The organism is Microbacterium sp. 20-116, assembly GCF_041079415.1.
GTDB lineage: Bacteria > Actinomycetota > Actinomycetes > Actinomycetales > Microbacteriaceae > Microbacterium.
In genome coordinates this window covers 115,192-131,476 of sequence record NZ_JBFYGP010000006.1, presented here as the reverse complement: position 1 = coordinate 131,476, position 16,285 = coordinate 115,192, and the positions used below count along the sequence as shown (strand labels likewise).

14 protein-coding genes are annotated in these 16,285 nt (G+C 71.5%); 4 read left to right on the top strand and 10 right to left on the bottom strand.

Annotated features, from left to right (window positions below; all coding sequences use genetic code 11):
- Positions 1 to 36 precede the first annotated feature (36 nt).
- Together AB6V29_RS12640 and AB6V29_RS12635 are read right to left on the bottom strand one after the other, a co-directional pair.
- Positions 37 to 1,677 (bottom strand): amidohydrolase, encoded by a 1,641-nt coding sequence (locus AB6V29_RS12640; RefSeq protein WP_369359017.1) that lies wholly within the window; start codon positions 1,675 to 1,677, stop codon positions 37 to 39.
- Positions 1,674 to 2,924, bottom strand: a complete 1,251-nt coding sequence (locus tag AB6V29_RS12635; protein WP_369359016.1) for an MFS transporter — start codon at positions 2,922 to 2,924, stop codon at positions 1,674 to 1,676. Before AB6V29_RS12635 ends, AB6V29_RS12640 begins: the two co-directional genes overlap by 4 nt.
- Positions 2,925 to 3,134: 210 nt before the next feature.
- Here AB6V29_RS12635 and AB6V29_RS12630 point away from each other — a divergent pair, with 210 nt between their 5' ends.
- On the top strand, positions 3,135 to 4,169 hold the full coding sequence (locus tag AB6V29_RS12630) for a LacI family DNA-binding transcriptional regulator (protein WP_369359014.1): 1,035 nt from the start codon (positions 3,135 to 3,137) through the stop codon (positions 4,167 to 4,169).
- Positions 4,170 to 4,179: 10 nt separating this feature from the next.
- Positions 4,180 to 7,032, top strand: coding sequence for an AAA family ATPase (locus AB6V29_RS12625; protein ID WP_369359011.1), 2,853 nt, complete (start codon positions 4,180 to 4,182; stop codon positions 7,030 to 7,032).
- Here the strand turns inward: AB6V29_RS12625 and AB6V29_RS12620 are convergent.
- The 5 genes from AB6V29_RS12620 to menC all read right to left on the bottom strand — a co-directional run bounded on the left by AB6V29_RS12620 (position 7,029) and on the right by menC (position 12,281).
- Entirely contained in the window at positions 7,029 to 7,832 is an 804-nt protein-coding gene (locus AB6V29_RS12620) for an ABC transporter permease (RefSeq protein WP_369359010.1), read from the bottom strand. The two genes, AB6V29_RS12625 and AB6V29_RS12620, sit on opposite strands and share 4 nt — an antisense overlap.
- Positions 7,829 to 8,839 carry an ATP-binding cassette domain-containing protein gene (locus AB6V29_RS12615; RefSeq protein WP_369359008.1) on the bottom strand — a complete coding sequence of 337 codons (1,011 nt, stop codon included), beginning with the start codon at positions 8,837 to 8,839 and terminating at the stop codon, positions 7,829 to 7,831. The genes AB6V29_RS12620 and AB6V29_RS12615 overlap by 4 nt, the downstream gene beginning before the upstream one ends.
- 145 nt (positions 8,840 to 8,984) lie before the next feature.
- Complete coding sequence (locus AB6V29_RS12610) at positions 8,985 to 10,373, bottom strand: glycine--tRNA ligase (protein WP_267788523.1); 1,389 nt, start codon at positions 10,371 to 10,373, stop codon at positions 8,985 to 8,987.
- A 58-nt stretch (positions 10,374 to 10,431) separates the two neighbouring features.
- Complete coding sequence (locus tag AB6V29_RS12605; RefSeq protein WP_369359007.1) at positions 10,432 to 11,151, bottom strand: hypothetical protein; 720 nt, start codon at positions 11,149 to 11,151, stop codon at positions 10,432 to 10,434.
- Positions 11,148 to 12,281, bottom strand: coding sequence for an o-succinylbenzoate synthase (gene menC / locus AB6V29_RS12600; protein ID WP_267788525.1), 1,134 nt, complete (start codon positions 12,279 to 12,281; stop codon positions 11,148 to 11,150). The genes AB6V29_RS12605 and menC overlap by 4 nt, the downstream gene beginning before the upstream one ends.
- A gap of 116 nt (positions 12,282 to 12,397) precedes the next feature.
- Here menC and AB6V29_RS12595 point away from each other — a divergent pair, with 116 nt between their 5' ends.
- A complete protein-coding gene (locus tag AB6V29_RS12595) occupies positions 12,398 to 13,210 on the top strand; it encodes an SDR family oxidoreductase (protein ID WP_369359004.1) in 813 nt (270 codons plus the stop codon).
- 5 nt (positions 13,211 to 13,215) lie between these two features.
- On the top strand, positions 13,216 to 13,425 hold the full coding sequence (locus tag AB6V29_RS12590; RefSeq protein WP_267788527.1) for a multidrug transporter: 210 nt from the start codon (positions 13,216 to 13,218) through the stop codon (positions 13,423 to 13,425).
- Between the two features lie 3 nt (positions 13,426 to 13,428).
- Here AB6V29_RS12590 and AB6V29_RS12585 read toward each other — a convergent pair whose 3' ends face one another.
- From AB6V29_RS12585 to AB6V29_RS12575, 3 genes are all read right to left on the bottom strand, one after another.
- On the bottom strand, positions 13,429 to 14,112 hold the full coding sequence (locus AB6V29_RS12585) for a GNAT family N-acetyltransferase (RefSeq protein ID WP_369359002.1): 684 nt from the start codon (positions 14,110 to 14,112) through the stop codon (positions 13,429 to 13,431).
- Between the two features lie 32 nt (positions 14,113 to 14,144).
- Positions 14,145 to 15,467 carry a nitrate/nitrite transporter gene (locus tag AB6V29_RS12580; RefSeq protein WP_267788531.1) on the bottom strand — a complete coding sequence of 441 codons (1,323 nt, stop codon included), beginning with the start codon at positions 15,465 to 15,467 and terminating at the stop codon, positions 14,145 to 14,147.
- A gap of 191 nt (positions 15,468 to 15,658) precedes the next feature.
- Complete coding sequence (locus AB6V29_RS12575; protein ID WP_267788532.1) at positions 15,659 to 16,234, bottom strand: TetR family transcriptional regulator; 576 nt, start codon at positions 16,232 to 16,234, stop codon at positions 15,659 to 15,661.
- Positions 16,235 to 16,285 lie beyond the last annotated feature (51 nt).

The following is a 16,285-nucleotide window of genomic DNA, read 5'->3' as shown; positions in this document are numbered from 1 at the left end:
CCACCGCGTCCCTCCTCCCCAACCGGGGCTGCGAGCTCAGTGGCGCGGCGCGGAGTCCCCTGTCGTCTCTTCGAAGACCGTCTCTCCTGCCCGCACGGTCCGCACGACGCGCGCGCTCAGCAGCGTGGCCGCGCCCTCGGCGAAGGGGTCGGCGTCGAGGACGGCGAAATCCGCCGCGAAACCGGGGGCCAGCCGCCCGCGCCAGTCGCCGTCGCCCACCGAGGCCGCCGTGTCGCGCGTGGCGTGGGCGATGCTGTCGGCCAGCGGCAGGGCGAACTGGGGATGCACCGCCGGAACCGACGTGTCCAGCGCAGAGGCCCGGGTCGTCGCGACGTACATGTTCGCGAGAGCGTCGTACGGGGCGGTCGGGGCGTCGGTCGAGAAAGCCAGCAGCGTCCCCGCCTGCTCGTACTCCGGCCACGCGAAGGCTCGGTCGGCGCGCTCGTCGCCCAGCATGGCGGCCCAGTTCGGGTAGATCGCCGGGTCGGCGTGCACGGGCTGCATGGATGCCGTGACCCCGAGGCGTACCATCCGCTCGGCGGTTCCGGGAGCGGCGTACTCGAGGTGCTCGATGCGGTGGCGCCGGGGCAGCTCGCCGTTGGCGGCGTAGGCGCGCTCGAGCGCGGTGAGTGCGTCGTCGCTCGCGGCGTCGCCGATCGCGTGCATGGCGATCTGCAGGCCCGCGGCGTCGGCGGCGCCCACGACCGGCGCGAGGTCGATGAGGGGCCAGATGGGTGCGGCGTTCGATCCGTCGGCGTAGGGCGCGCCCATCGCCGCCGTGCACGCGTCGATCGTGCCGTCGAGGATGAGCTTGATACCCACCACCCGCACCCACGACGATCGGGTGCGCTCCACCAGCTCGATCACGCGGTCGATCTGCGCGAGGTTCTGTTCGCGATCGCCCGTGTTCTCGACGAGCCAGTGCGCGGCGAGCCGGATCGGGAGCGTGCCACCGTGCCGCTCCGCCGCCCGCTCGAAGGCGGCGAGGCCGTGCTCGTTGAACGCCATGTCCACCACGCCGACCACGCCGGCGCGCACGTATGCGTCGATGACGCGATCGACCGCCGCATCGCGCTCGGCGTCGGTCGTCGAGGAGTCGCGGCGAGCCCAGGCGTACCGGATCGCGGCTGTCTCGAAGAGCATGCCGTTCGGCTCCCCGTCGACGTCGCGGCCGATCTCGCCCCCGAGCGGATCGGGAGTGTCCCGAGTGATGCCGAGTTCGGCCAGAGCGGCGGAGTTCACCCAGCACGAGTGGTAGTCGTTGGCATCCAGGTACACGGGGACGTCGGAGACGACGGCGTCGATCATCGCCGCGGTCGGAGCCCCGCCGGGGACCGAGTCGAAGAGCCACCCGCGACCCCAGATCGCCGTCGCATCGGGCGCTGCGTCGCGCGCCTCGCGAAGGAGCGCCTGGATCGCATCGAGCGAACGCGCGTCGGTCAGCGGCACCTGCGCCAGGGCCGCGCCCATCATCAGCAGGTGGGTGTGGGCGTCGGTGAAGCCCGGGAGCACCACGGCTCCCTCCAGGTCGACCACCGTGTCTGCGGCGAACGCCAGCGCCTCGGATCCGATGGCGGCGATCGTCTCGCCGTCGACGGCCATGGCATCCGTCCACTGCCGACTCGGATCGGTGTGGGCGGTGAAGATCCGCCCCCCGCGGTAGAGCGTGCGCGTCATGCTGCCTCCTTCGCGGCGCGCTCGAGCCGTCGGGAGAGCACGCCGATGATGCCGGCCGGAACGGCCAGGACGAAGCTCGCCAGGGCGAGCGTGAGGGCGAAGCCCTGGTATCCCAGGAGCCCCACCAGGGATGCGCCGATCACCGGCGTGAGCGCCGAGCCGACGAGGTAGGTCGCCAGCAACGGACCGGACCACCGACCGTCGACGTCGAGGGCCGAAGCGGTGGCGACGAAGTACATGAAGGCGACCGCGTAGATCGTGTTCCACGCGATGAAGACCACGACGAAAAGGGTCGGGTCGGACACGGAGCCTTCGACGATCTTCAGGATGCCGCCGGCCACCAGCAGCACGACGAGCGGGATGCCTCGACCCAGGCGATCGCCGACCGCGACGAGGGCGATCGTGCCGAGCAGGCCGCCGGCGGTGGCACCGCTGAGCGCGAGACTGAGCCCCTCGGGCGTCAGACCGGCGTTGTCGGCGCCCATGACCCCGGCCATGGCCCACAGCGAATCCTCGCTCGCGGCCCACAGGGCGAAGACCACGAGGAGCACGAAGCCCGCGATCGTGACCACGCGCGAGGGCGGCGCGGCCGTGCGGAGGGTTCCGGTGGGCGGCACCTCGATGGGGACGGCTTCGCCGACCGCCGCCGCCGCGTGCACGCTGGCGGCCGGGGCTGCCGGCATCCACGAGACCGTCAGAAGGGCGATGAGGCTGAACAGTGCCATCGACCCGAAGACGTCGAGCGGGGCGAGACCGATGAGCGGGACGACGGCGAGGATGATCGTGATCAGGCCGCGATTGGCGAGACCGTTCAGGCCCGCCACGCGATCGGGGTTGCGGAACGCGGCGAGCGCGGCACCCGCGGCGGCGACGGCCCCGCCCGCGCCGACACCGCCGACCAGCAGCCCGGTCACGACGAGGGCGGGGAGGAGCGCCGCAGCACCGAAACCCACGACCGCGAGGATCAGGCCGACCCGCGCGACCAGGCGGCGGCGCGGTCCCGCGCACGCGGGGGCGACGGCGAGGCCGACGAGGGCGGTGAGGAGCAGGGTGGCGGTGACGATCCAGCTCGCGGTGAGCACGTCTGCACCGATACCGGCCTGGACGGCGGCGATCATGTACGGCGACATGTTGACGCCGAGGTAGCCCGCGATACCGACGAGGAACGTCGAGGAGGCGGTGGGGAAACGGATGGGGAGCCGGGCGGCGCCGACGGATGTCGGAGTGGTCTGAACGGGAGTGGACACGGGAACCTCTCGGGGGAGCCGGCGAGCGGCGGACACGGGATGGGCCGGGATGCGTCGTCGTCGAGCGCGTCCGGTGACCCGAGGCTAGGGACCGTGTGTTTCGGTCTCCGTGCTCGTTGTGTTTCCCTGACATTAAACGTTTAAGTACGCGAACCCGCAAGACTTCGCCGCACGGTCACCCCGATCCCGCGTCCGGTAACGTCACTGCTCGTGACCCCGCGCAAGCCGACGCTCCACGACGTGGCCGCCGGCGCGGGCGTCTCGATCGCCGCCGCGTCCTTCGCACTCCGGGGGAAATCGGGGGTGTCTGCTGAGACACGCGACCGCGTGACGGCCGTCGCCCGCGACCTCGGCTATTCGGTGAACATGCCCGCGCGGAACCTCCGCACCGCCCGATCGGGGGCCGTCGGACTCCACCTCCCGGCGGGAACGACCCACCTCCCGTACTACACCGACTTCGCCTTCGGAGTCGTCGATGCCGCGGATCGCCGCGGACTGTCGGTGATCCTGCTCCCCCATCGCGACGACGCCGCGAGCGGCGCCCCGGCATCGTTCGTCGACGGATATGTCGTGGTCGACGCCTCGATCGAGGATGCCGGCATCCGAGCCCTGCTCGACTCCGGTCGTCCCGTGGTCAGCGGCGAACACGTCTTCGGCGGGATGGGACGCACGAGTGCGAGCGTCGCCATCGATCACGCCGCCGCCCTGCGACGTCTGCTCGCGCACCTGAGCGAGCGCGGGGCGCAGCGCATCGCGGCGGTCCTCCCTCCCGACGGGACCGCGTGGAGCCGGGAACTCGCCGAAACTTACGAGAGCTGGGCCCGCGAGCACGGCCTCGACGGCCTGTCACGAACCGTGTCGTTCGTGCCGACGGCGGCCGAGATCGCCACCGTGGTGACGGAGATCGTCGCCGACCCCACCGTGGACGCCGTCGTCATCGCCCCGAGCGGATCGGCGGCGACCGCCCTCGCCGCCGCCGCCCGCGCGGGGCGCAGGGTCGGCGACGACCTGCTCGTCGCTGCGTGCGTCGACGAGCCCGCCCACGCCCTGCTGTCACCGCCGGTCACCTCGATCGACCTCGCCGCGCGCGAGCTCGGTGCGGCATGCCTCGAGCTGCTCGTCGAGGTCTGGGATGCCGAGACCCTCGCCGATCCCGTCCGAGTCGCCCACCCGCGTCTCGTCGTGCGCGACAGCACGGCCGGACACAGGGGCGATCCGGGCGAGACGCTGCACCCCGCGACCTAGGGTGGACACCGTGCGGGTGCGGTTCTTCGGCGGCTTGAGCGTCGACACGGGTGAGGGAGACGCCACCGTGCCCGGCCGCGGGCAGCAGTCGCTCCTGCTGCGCCTCGCCGTCGACGCCGGCACCACGGTGGGCTACCGGGCGCTGGCGGAGGACATCTGGGGCCTCGACACCCCCGACGATCCCCGCGCCGCTCTTCAATCCCTCGTCTCGCGTCTGCGTCGGACGCTCCCCGCCGGCGCGGTCTCATCGCCCCCCGGCGGCTATCGACTCGACCTGCCGCGGACAGAGATCGACATCACGCGCTTCCAGGATCTCGTCGCTCAGGCTCGTGCCACGAGCGATGCCGCACCGGCGCGGGAAGCGTTGGCCCTGTGGAACGGTGAGGTGTGGACCCCGCACGACGGATTCGACTGGCTCGTCCGCGACCTGCTCGAGGACCGATCGCACGCCGAGCGGTTGGTCACCGCCGCGCCCGCGCCCGCGACAGGGCCGTTCCCCGCTGCCGATGTCACGCCCGCGGCCCTCACCGCCCTCGTGGGTCGCGAGGTCGAGCTCGATGCCATCCGCGAACGTCTGACGACCGATCGTCTCGTCACCCTCATCGGTCCCGGCGGCGCGGGTAAGACCACCCTCGCCGTCGAGACGGCGCGCGCGGTCGCCGACTCGATCGTCGTCGAGCTCGCCCCGGCCGCCGCGGGAGACGTGTGGACGGCGATCGCGGGTGCCGTGGGTCGTCGCATCCGCCTGCCCGAATCGGCGGGCGCACCCCTGACCGCAGCCGAGCGCGTGGCCGAGGCCGTCACCGGTCGACGCGTCGTGATCGTGCTCGACAACTGCGAGCACGTCATCCACGAGGCTGCCGAGGCCGCCCTCGATCTGCTGCGCATGAGCCCGGGAGTGCGCGTGCTGACCACGAGTCGCGAACCGCTGGGCATCGCCGGCGAGGCGTTCGTCGACCTCGGGCCGCTCCCCCCGGCGGACGCCGACGCGCTCTTCGCCCAGCGTGTGCGGTCGGCGCGGGGACGTGTTCCCGACGACGACGAGCGCGAGACCGCACAGCGCATCGTGCGACGCCTGGACGGACTGCCGCTGGCGATCGAACTCGCCGCCGCGCGATCGCGCACCCTGACCCTCACCGAGATCGACGAGGGCCTCGACGACCGTTTCGCGCTCCTGTCGAACGGGCCGAGGCTCAGCTCGCAGCGGCACCGCACCCTGCGCGCGCTGATCGACTGGAGCTGGGACACCCTCAGCGACGGCGAGCGCACCGCCCTGCAGGTCGCCGCGGTCTTCGCCGACGGGATCGGAGCGGCCGACGCTGCCCCCGTGGCTCGCGCCTTCGACAGGGATGCCGCGGATTTCGACGCCCTCGTCGACCGCTCGCTGCTCGTCCGACGCGAGGGTCGGTTCCGCATGCTCGAAACCGTGCGCGAGTACGGCCTCGAACGCCTGCGCGACGACGGGAACGAGGCGTCGTTCCGCGCGCGAGCGGCTGGAGTCCTGACCCGGCTCGCTGCGCGATGGGAGCAGAACGTGCGCGGGCCGGGGCTGCGGGAAGCCCTCGCCTGGTTCGACGCGAACGACGAGAACCTGGCCGCAGCCCTGCGCACCTACGTCGACTCGAGCGATCGGAGAGATGGCATCCCGCTGCTGCGCAGCCTGCTGTGGCCGTGGGCGGTGCGCGAACGCGGCGACGATCTGCGCCGTGCCGTAGGAGAGTTCGCCGACCCCGATGCCCCGCTCGACAGCGAGGCCCGGGTGGTGGTCGAGTCGCTCGCCCTCTTCTCCGCGTCCTTCCCCGAGCTCGGTCGATCCGCAACCGTGACCGGCGAGGCGTATGCTGCCCGCCGCACCGAGCTCGAAGCCGCGGCGTCGGCGCACCCCTCCGAGGTGACGGCGCTGGTGGCCCCACTGCTGCGGCTGGCTGCGACCGTGATCCTCGCGGGAGAGGGTGAGAACGCCCGCACCTGGCACGTCGACGTGAGCGATGACGAGCTCGCCGAGGCTCCCCCGTGGTCGCGCGCGATCCTGCACGCTCTGCGCGCGGGAGCCGCGCAGAACGCCGGCGACATGGATGTACTGGGCGTCGAGAGCGCGAAGGCGTTGGAGATGTTCGAGATGCTCGGCGACCCGTGGGGCACGGGTTTCGCCAGCCAGCTGCGCTCGGAGTGGCTCGTGCTCGCCGACCGTCTCGACGAGGCGCTGGCGGTCATCGACCGCTCGGAAGACGCGATCCGCGGCCTCACCTCCACGCCTGATCTTCTTCAGCAGGAGGCCCAGGCGGTCGGCATCCTGCTCCGGCTCGGCCGTCTCGACCACGCCCGGCAGCGGGCGGCCGACATCGATCGCGCGGCGACGGCGGACGGATCCGTCCGCGCACTGGGGCAGGCGCGCATGACCGCGGCCCAGATCGAGATCGCCGCCGACGACGGCGAGGCAGCCCTGCGCGAGATGGAACGCATGGACCTGGCCGGACAACCCGGCATCCCGGACCAGTTCCTCGCGTGGATCGACGCGCAACGAGCCCAGGCTCTGCTGCTCCTGGGGCGACACGATGAGGCCCGCGAAGCCCTGCGCACGGGGCTCATGCGCGCCGTCGACTCGCGGGATCATCCCATCATCGCCATCGTGCTCCTCACGGTGGCGGGGTGGAACGCGGCCGTCGACCGCCTCGACCGCGCCGAGGAGGCGCTCGCCCGGGCGGACGCCGTCCGCGGGGGCGCCGACGAACGCACCCCGTTCGCCGTGTGGGTGCGCGAGCGCATGGCAGCGGGCGCCGAGGTGACCCCGGCGCCCGCTGCCGGCATCCGTCCCGCTCTTTCGGACGTGGATGCCGAGACCCTTCTCGCGCTTCTCGACTAGGCCTTGCGCATGTAGGCGCGCACCGTGAGCGGGGCGAAGACCGCGACGATCACCGCCGCGCCGACGAGGGAGATGATCACGTCGGAGCCCGCCGCGCCCGTGTTGACGAGGTCGCGCACCGCGGTGACGAGGTGCGAGACCGGGTTCACGTCGACGAACCACTGCAGCCACGAGGGCATCGTGTTCGAGGGCACGAAGGCGTTCGACAGGAACGTCAGCGGGAACAGGATCAGCATCGAGATGCCCTGCACGCTCGAAGCGCTGCGTGCGATGACACCGAAGAACGCGAAGATCCAGCTGATCGCCCACGAGCAGGCGATGACGAGCAGGCCCGCGGCGACCACGGCCCAGATGCCGCCGGCCGGACGCAGACCCATGATGAAGCCCATCGTGAACGTCAGCACGGTGGCGATGGCGTAGCGGACGGTGTCGGCGAGGAGCGCCCCCGACAGCGGCGCGATGCGGGCGATCGGCAGCGACCGGAACCGATCGAACACGCCCTTGTCCATGTCTTCGCGCAGCTGTGTGCCGGTGACGACCGAGGTCGTGATGACGGTCTGCACGAGGATGCCGGGGATGATGATCGGCAGGTAGCTTTGCACGTCTCCCGCGATGGCGCCGCCGAAGATGTACGTGAACATCAGGGTGAACAGGATCGGCTGCACGGTGACGTCGATGAGCTGCTCGGGCGTGCGCCGGATCTTCAGCAGGCCGCGGCCCGCCATCGTGACGGTGTTCTGCAGGGTCTGGGCGAGGCTCGCGGTGCGAGGCAGGTCGCGTTCGAGAGTGAGGGCGCTCATGAGCGGACTCCTTCCAGGTCGTCGGCGCTCTCGCGCGCCGCGGTGTCGCCGGTCGGCACACCCGAGCCGGTGAGGGTGAGGAAGACCTCGTCGAGGGTGGGCTGCTGCACGCTGAACTCGCTCAGGTGCAGTCCCTCCTCGCGGAAGGCCACGAGCAGGTCGGTGACCTGGTCGGGGTCGGACATCGGCACCGTGAGGCGCGCCGCCTCCGGAGAGACGATGGCCGTGGCATCCAGGACCCGTCCGACGGTCGCGCGGGCGGCGTCGAGGTCGGAGCCCGGCCGCAGGCGCAGCACGAGCGAGGCCTGCCCGACGGAGGCCTTGAGCTCGAGCGCCGTGCCCTCGGCGACGACGCGTCCGCGGTCGATGACGGCGATGCGGTCGGCGAGCTGGTCGGCCTCGTCGAGGTACTGCGTGGTGAGCACGACGGTGGATCCGGATGCCACGAGCCGGCGGATCGTGTCCCACATCTGTCCGCGGGTGCGGGGGTCCAGGCCCGTGGTCGGCTCGTCGAGGAAGATCAGCGGCGGCTGGGCGATGAGAGATGCCGCGAGGTCGAGCCGGCGACGCATGCCGCCGGAGAACTTCGCGAGCGGTCGGGATGCGGCCTCGGCGAGCCCGAACTCCTCAAGCAGCTCGCTCGCCTTGCGGCGCGCATCACCGCGGGACAGGCCCAGCAGGCGCCCGAAGATCATGAGGTTCTCGGTCGCGGAGAGCTTCTCGTCGACCGAGGCGAACTGCCCGGTCAGGCCGATGAGCTGGCGCACGACGTGCGGCTCGCGGGCGACGTCGTGGCCGAAGATCTCGGCGCGGCCGCCGTCGGGTCGCAGCAGCGTGGTGAGCATGCTGATGGTGGTGGTCTTGCCGGCGCCGTTGGGGCCGAGGACCCCGTAGACCGTGCCGGCTTCGACGACGAGATCGACGCCGTCGACGGCGCGGTTCGAGCCGAACGTCTTGACGAGCCCCTCGGCTCGTACGGCCGGAGTGCGGGTGGAGGAAGTGGTCATGACGACAGGATGCGCCGGAGGCTCTGCCGCACCGCTGTCACGGCGGCGGGGGCGCTGTCACGGCGCTGTCACGACTCCCCCGAGACGACGAGAGACCGGATGCCACGGCCTCGGGCCACGGCATCCGGTCTCTCGTTCTCGCGGGTCAGGCTCCGCGCAGGCGCTCGGCCAGGTAGCCCTGCAGCGCGTCGAGGCCGATGCGCTCCTGGCCCATCGTGTCGCGGTCGCGCACGGTCACGGCGTTGTCGTCGAGCGAGTCGAAGTCGACCGTGACGCAGAACGGCGTGCCGATCTCGTCCTGGCGGCGGTAGCGGCGGCCGATGGCGCCGGCGTCGTCGAAGTCGATGTTCCAGCCGGCCGCGCGGAGCGTGTCGGCGACCTCGCGGGCCAACGGCGACAGGCGCTCGTTGCGCGAGAGCGGCAGGACGGCGACCTTGACGGGCGCGAGACGCGGGTCGAGCTTGAGCACCGTGCGGGTGTCGGTGCCGCCCTTGGCGTTGGGCACCTCTTCTTCGCGGTAGGCGTCGACGAGGAAGGCCATCATCGCGCGCGTCAGACCGAACGAGGGCTCGATCACGTAGGGCGTGTACTTCTCGCCCGAGGCCTGGTCGAAGAAGGTGAGCGACTGGCCCGAGGCCTCGGAGTGGCTCTTGAGGTCGTAGTCGGTGCGGTTGGCGACTCCCATGAGCTCGCCCCACTCCTTGCCCGGGAAGCCGAAGCGGTACTCGACGTCGATCGTGCCGGCGGAGTAGTGCGCGCGGTCGTCCTCGGGGACGTCGAAGCGCTTCATGTTCTCGGGGTCGATGCCCAGCTCGATGAACCAGTTCCAGCAGGCCTCGACCCAGTGCTCGAACCACTCGTTCGCCTCGGCCGGCGGGGTGAAGTACTCGATCTCCATCTGCTCGAACTCGCGCGTGCGGAAGATGAAGTTTCCGGGCGTGATCTCGTTGCGGAACGCCTTGCCGACCTGGCCGACGCCGAACGGGGGCTTGCGGCGGGATGCCGTGAGCACGTTCGAGAAGTTCACGAAGATGCCCTGCGCCGTCTCGGGGCGCAGGAAGTACAGGCCCGACTCGTCGTCGACGACGCCGAGGTAGGTCTTGACCAGGCCCGAGAACGACTTCGGCTCGGTGTACTGGCCCTTGGTGCCGCAGTTGGGGCACGGGACGTCGGCGAGACCGTTCTCGGCCTTGCGGTTCTTACGCGCCTCGAAGTCCTCGATGATCGTGTCGGCGCGGAAGCGCTTGTGGCACTGCAGGCACTCGACCAGCGGGTCGGTGAAGGTGGCGACGTGCCCTGAGGCCTCCCACACGCGCTTGGGCAGGATGATGCTCGAGTCCAGGCCCACCATGTCGCCACGACCGCGGACGAAGGTCTGCCACCACTGCCGACGGATGTTCTCCTTCAGCTCCGTGCCGAGGGGACCGTAGTCCCACGCGGACCGCGAACCGCCGTAGATCTCACCGGCCTGGAAGACGAACCCGCGATGGCGGGCGAGGGCGATGACCTTGTCGAGGCGGGACTGTTCGGCCACGGTGGCTCCAATGGTCGGGAAAGTTGTGGGGATCGAGCGCGAGTGCGCGGCATCCAGTTTATCGAAGCGGCCCGTGTTCTTCCGGCCCGCCGGTCAGCGCCCGATCGCGCTCCGCCCGCCAGTTCTGCAGGTACGGCATCGCGGTGTTCGCCGCATGGGCGCCGCGGGTGGCGCGCGCTGCGGCGGCCAGGGCCGCGGGGCTCTCCGCCCCCGTCGACGGCATGTGCGCGATCGGGTAGGGGAAGCGGTTGCGGAACATGTCCATCCACAGCAGCACCAGATCGCCCTCGTGCGCCAGAGTCGCTCGGGTGCGGGAGCCGCGCTCGTGCCGCTCGATCAACCATCCACCGCGGTGGATGGTCGCCCGATAGTCGGGATCGCCGCCCCACGCCCAGCTTCCCCACCCCCCTCTCGGAGCGAACGGGCCGCGCACGGCGAGTGCTCCGGCGAGGGCCTTCGGCGTCCACGGCGCGGGGAAGAACGTCGACAGGCTCACGTCGAGAGCGAGCGGAGACAACTGCGTGGAAACCCCGGCGTCGTCCCGGGGGATCTCGGCGGCGAGGGCGGCGAGCAGCGCGATGGTCGCGGGCGCCGGCTCTCCCTCGTCGAGGAGGGCGATGAACGTCTGCAACGACAGCAGGTACGACCTGTGCGCGGCGGCATCCCGGAACGGAGGAAGGGGGATGCCGTCAACCGCGGGACGACCCCACGGGACGTCTTCGCCCGAGGTCTCGCTGAGCCCCTCGCGGCCGCTGCTCTCACCGCCGCGCCGCCTCACCGCACGACCCTCTCGCGTCGCACGGTGAACCGCTCCAGCGCCGCCGCGTCGATCTCGACGCCCAGGCCCGGACCGGTCGGGACCCGCACGTGCCCGTCCTCCAGCACGGCGGGTTCGGTGACGATGTCGTGCGCGTAGAAGCGGGCGGATGCCGAGATGTCCCCCGGGAGCGTGAAGCCCGGGAGCGCGGCCAGCGCGGCGTTGGCGGCACGGCCGATCCCCGTCTCGAGCATGCCTCCGCACCAGACCGGGATCCCCGCCGCCCGCGCACGATCGTGGATCGCGACGGCCTCGACGTAGCCGCCGACCCGTCCGGCCTTGATGTTGAGGATCGCCGCCGACCCGAGCGCGAGCGCGTCCGCCGCCGCCTTGTCCGAGACGATGGACTCGTCCAGGCAGACCGGGGTCGTCAGCCTCCGGGCGAGGGTCGCGTGATCGACCAGGTCGTCCTCTTGCAGGGGCTGCTCGATCAGCAGGAGCCCGAAACGGTCGAGTTCGGCGAGGGTGTCGGCATCCTGGAGCGTGTAGGCCGAATTCGCGTCGACCTGCAGCGGGATCGCCCCGAAGGCCTCGCGCACGGCGGCCGTGTCGTCGACGTCGCGGCCGGGCTTGATCTTGATCTTGATCCGCACGTACCCCTCGTCGAGGTACCCGCCGACGGTGTCGACCAGGGCTGTCGGGGCGCTCTGGATGCCGACCGAGACGCCCGAGGGCACGCGGTCGCGCTCGGCGCCGATCGACGAGGCGAAGCTGCGGCCCTCGGCACGCAGGGCGGCGTCGATGATCGCGAGCTCGAGCCCCGCCTTGGCCATGCGGTGCCCCACGAAGGGACGCAGGATGCCGGCGACCTCGTCGGGCGCGAACGTGCGGCGCTCGAGCAGAGCCGGGACCAGATACCGGGTGAGCACGTCCCATGCGCCCTGGGTGTACTCGTTCGAGTACAGCGGCGCCTGCTGCGTGACGACCTCGCCCCAGCCGCGGCCCTCGGCCGTCTCGGCCGTGACGACGATGACCTCGCGCACCGTCTCGGTGCCGAACGAGGTGGTGAACGGCGAGACGAGGGGCATGTGCAGCACGCGCAGCTCCACGGCATCCAGGGTCACGAGGGAGGCGGGGCACGTGAGGGGCATGGGGGCAGGTTAGCGGGCCCTCGCCGACGGTTCGCGGGCGTGCCGGGCCATAACGTCCGCACCCGGCCGTGGCAAGGGCGGCCGGTCGGCCCGCGCCCGCGCGTAGCGTCGGCCGCATGAGCGACGACTTCACCCCCCGCCACGCGATCGTCACCGGCTCCGACTCGGGCATCGGCGCGGCCACCGCGCTCGCCCTGGCCGACGCCGGGATGAACGTCGCGGTCACCTACCACTCCGACAAGGACGGTGCCGAAGAGACGGCCGCCGCCGTCCGCGAGCGCGGAGTGCGGGCGACCGTCGCGCAGTTCGACGCGACCGACTTCGACGCGGTCCCGGATGCCGTGAACGCCATGGCCGACGAGCTCGGCGGTCTCGACGTGTTCGTCAACAACGCCGGCGGCGGCATCGGCGGCAGCTTCCTCGACCTCGACTTCGACACCTGGCGCACCGACATCTCGCTCAACCTCGACGGTGCCTTCCTGGCCCTTCACACCGCGGCGAAGCGCATGGTCAAGGCGGGTCGCGGCGGCCGACTCATCGTCGTCTCGAGCGTGCACGAGCACCAGCCCCGCGTCGGCTCGGCCCCCTACGTCGCGGCCAAGCACGGCGTCGGCGGCCTCATCAAGACCATGGCGCTCGAACTCGCTCAGTACGGCATCACGGCCAACGCGGTCGCTCCCGGCGAGATCGCCACCCCCATCAACGACATGTCCGCCGAAGATGCCGATCGCACCCACCGCCCCGGCATCCCGCTCGGCCGCCCGGGCAAGCCCGACGAGGTCGCCGACGTGATCCGCTTCCTGGCGTCGCCGGCGAGCGCTTACGTCACCGGCGCGAGCTGGGTCGTCGACGGCGGGATGCTGCACATGGGCCCGCAGGCGGGATCGCACATGGAGTCGGACGCCTGGCGTTCGGCCGGCGAGGAGTGAGAACGATGAGCGACGAGAAGAGCTTCGAAGAGAACCGTCACGACCAGCTGACGAGCGCGCCGAAGGCGACGGAGGAAGACGCGGCCCCGCGCTTCGACGTCAGCGAGCACGACGGCGTCACGCGCATCGACGTGCGCGACGACGCGGCCGTCCGCCCGGGTCCGGGACAGGGCGACCCGGCGGCCGAGAGGGACGAGCCGGTCTCGGACGCCTGAACCTCAGACGATGAGGTAGCCCCGGCGGTCGAAGCCGCCGATCCGGCGACCGGATGCCAGGTGCCCACGCACCTCGTCGCGCACACGCCGACGCCATTCGGCGGCTGCCCGCAGGTCGCGGGCGCGCAGACCCTCGATGTCGTCGGGCACGGGCACGACGGCCGCGATCTCGGCATCCGTCGGGGTGGGCGCGGGCGGCTCTGCGAGGGCCCAGACGGCGAGGAGCCGGTCGGACTCGTCGCCGCGGTTGACGGCGTCGGCCATCTCGCCGTACTGGTTGACGAGGTAGTCGGTCACGCGCGCGCCGAGGACGGCGAGGTTGAAGTGGGCGTTGCGGCCGACGAGCGGGTCGAAGGTCCACGTGATGCGGCCGACGCCGCGCTCGAGCGCCCACTCGCGCTGGTGGTTCTTCAGCTGCCGGCCCAGGCCGCGGCCCTGATACCCCGGGACGATCCCGGTGATGTGCGAGTGCATCGACCGCTCGGCGGGTGGACCGAAGAAGGCCGCTGACGCGCCGATCATCTCGTCGCCGTCGAAGAGTCCCACGACGTAGTTGCCGGCGTGCTCCAGCGCCCGCAGGATGTTGGCGGGCATGGTCCCGTCCTCGCCCCACACGCGATCCAGCACGCGCGCGGCCTCGTGGATGCCGTCGACGGTGTCGAGGGGGCGGATGTCGATCGCGCTCATGCTGTCGATCCTCGCATCGCGGCCCGTCCCGCTCACCGCGGCAGCACGCCGCCGACGTGACGGATGGTGCGCCCACGCTCGATGACGATCGCGATCCCCCCCACGAGCCACAGCGGCACCTGCGTGAGGAAAGCCAGGCGGAACGCGTCGAGCGAGTAGGTCTCGGGGCTGCCCGCCCCCTGCACGTCCATCGCGATACCGATGAAGAGGATCGCCAGGAGTGCCGCCAAGAACCCGCCGCCGTTGACGATTCCGGTCGCGGTGCTGAGGCGGTGACTGGGCGTGAAGGTCCGTGCGTGGTCGAAGGCGATCATCGAAGCCGGTCCCCCGGTCGACAGCGCGAACATCAGCACGATGAGCAGCCACACGGGCGCCGGCCCCGGCCAGACGATCACCACGATCCACACGACCGCCTGGAACACGACCGTGGGCAGCACGAGCCAGCGAGAGCGACGGGTGGGATGCCGACTCGACAGCGCCCCGATCACGGGACCGCTCAGGATGCTGAACAGCACGAGCGAGGTCATCACGAGCGACGCGGTGGCCGGCGCCAGGCCCTCGCCCGCCGTGAGGAACGGGAATCCCCAGAGCAGCATGAACGCCGTCCCCGCGAAGGGCGTGGCGAAGTGGGACCAGAAGCCGAGGCGCGTGCCGGGGTGCGCCCACGACTCGCGGAAGCCCTGCCGCAGGTCGGGCGCCGACCGCACGACGCGGATCGCACCCGTCTGCGTGTCGACGGACGTGTCGACCGGGTCGGATCGGCGCTCGGGCGGACGGTTGCGGATGATCAGGAAGGTCAGCACCGCGAACAACAGACCGAGACCCGCGACACTGCCGAAGGCCACGCTCCAGCTCGTGGCGTGCAGCAGGGCCGCCAGCGGGACGACGGCGACGATCTGGCCGAGCTGACCGATGATGCCGGTCAGCTGCACGAGCACGGGCGCCCGCTGGGCGGGGAACCACGTCGCGATCACGCGCAGCACGCTCGGGAAGATCGCCGCGTCTCCCGCGCCGATCAGGACACGGGCCAGGATGCCGATCCCCACGGCATCCGCCGACGCCATGACGAGCTGGCCCGCGGCCATCAGGACCATGCCGATCGCGATCATCGGACGCGCGCCGAAGCGGTCGAGGAGGAGCCCGACGGGGATCTGCATCGCCCCGTAGACGAACAGTTGGATGACGGCGAACATCGACAACGCCGAGGCATCCGCCCCGAAGCGCACGGCCGCGTCGACCCCGACGGCTGAGAGCGAGGTGCGGTTGATGATCGACACGACGTAGGCGAGCACGCCCACGCCCCACAGCGTCCAGGTGCGCCACCCCGGCCGGTCGAGGCGGAGGGAGCTGATCACGCGTTCCAGGCTATCGCCGCCCACCGACATCGGCGGCGGGGCGGTCCTGCTCGGCGCGCGACCGGTGCGCCGGCCCGTGTTGCGGGGTGAGCACTCTCCGCACCGGGGCGCGATCGGTGCACTGGGGCGCGCACTGACCGCACCAGTGCACGAATCGCGCCCCGGCGCAGGCCGGATCCTCCGCGGGTCGTCTACGCAGACGGACCGGCGTCGAGAACGTCCGCCATCTCGTCGCGCACTCGTTCGAGGTGCTGCACCAGGGGCGTGCGCGCCTCGTCGTCCGCCCACTGCTCCAGAGCCGTCTGCAGCAGCTCGACCGCGACGCCCGCGAGCACGCGCGCTCGCAGCGCATCGACGCCCCGTGCGCGATAGCCCTCGGCCACGGCGGCGCGCAGATCGGCCTGCTTCTGCAGATCGCGCTCGCGAAGGGAGGGCTCGGCCTCGATGAGCCGCCGCGCGGCCACGATCTCGTCGCGGCGGGGCTCGAACCGTTCGGCGGCGAGGGTCTGGAATCCGGCCCAGGCGATCGCGAAGGGCGGCGTCTCGGCGGGAGCGGCCGCGAGCATCTCGGCGGCGAGCCGGGGGATCTCGTCATCTCCGAAGAACACCTCGCGCTTGTCGCCGAAGTGACGGAAGAACGTCCGGCGCGTCACCCCCGCTCGCTCGACGATGTCGGGCACCGTCGTCGCCTCGAAGCCGCGTTCCGCGAAGAGCTGCATGGCCGCCGCGCGCAGACGCTCTCGTGTATCGGGTGCCCATCTGGCCATGCCGCGATCCTACGTGACGACACCTGGTGTCATCACGTCTATAGTGAAGAC

What these genes read in the sequence shown, in the direction of transcription:
- AB6V29_RS12640 (WP_369359017.1), bottom strand. Translation starts at nt 1,677, where the DNA reads ATGACGCGCACGCTCTACCGCGGGGGGCGGATCTTCACCGCCCACACC.
- AB6V29_RS12620 (WP_369359010.1), bottom strand. Translation starts at nt 7,832, where the DNA reads ATGAGCGCCCTCACTCTCGAACGCGACCTGCCTCGCACCGCGAGCCTC.
- AB6V29_RS12615 (WP_369359008.1), bottom strand. Translation starts at nt 8,839, where the DNA reads ATGACCACTTCCTCCACCCGCACTCCGGCCGTACGAGCCGAGGGGCTC.
- menC (WP_267788525.1), bottom strand. Translation starts at nt 12,281, where the DNA reads ATGCCCCTCACGTGCCCCGCCTCCCTCGTGACCCTGGATGCCGTGGAG.
- AB6V29_RS12595 (WP_369359004.1), top strand. Translation starts at nt 12,398, where the DNA reads ATGAGCGACGACTTCACCCCCCGCCACGCGATCGTCACCGGCTCCGAC.
- AB6V29_RS12590 (WP_267788527.1), top strand. Translation starts at nt 13,216, where the DNA reads ATGAGCGACGAGAAGAGCTTCGAAGAGAACCGTCACGACCAGCTGACG.
- AB6V29_RS12585 (WP_369359002.1), bottom strand. Translation starts at nt 14,112, where the DNA reads ATGAGCGCGATCGACATCCGCCCCCTCGACACCGTCGACGGCATCCAC.
- AB6V29_RS12575 (WP_267788532.1), bottom strand. Translation starts at nt 16,234, where the DNA reads ATGGCCAGATGGGCACCCGATACACGAGAGCGTCTGCGCGCGGCGGCC.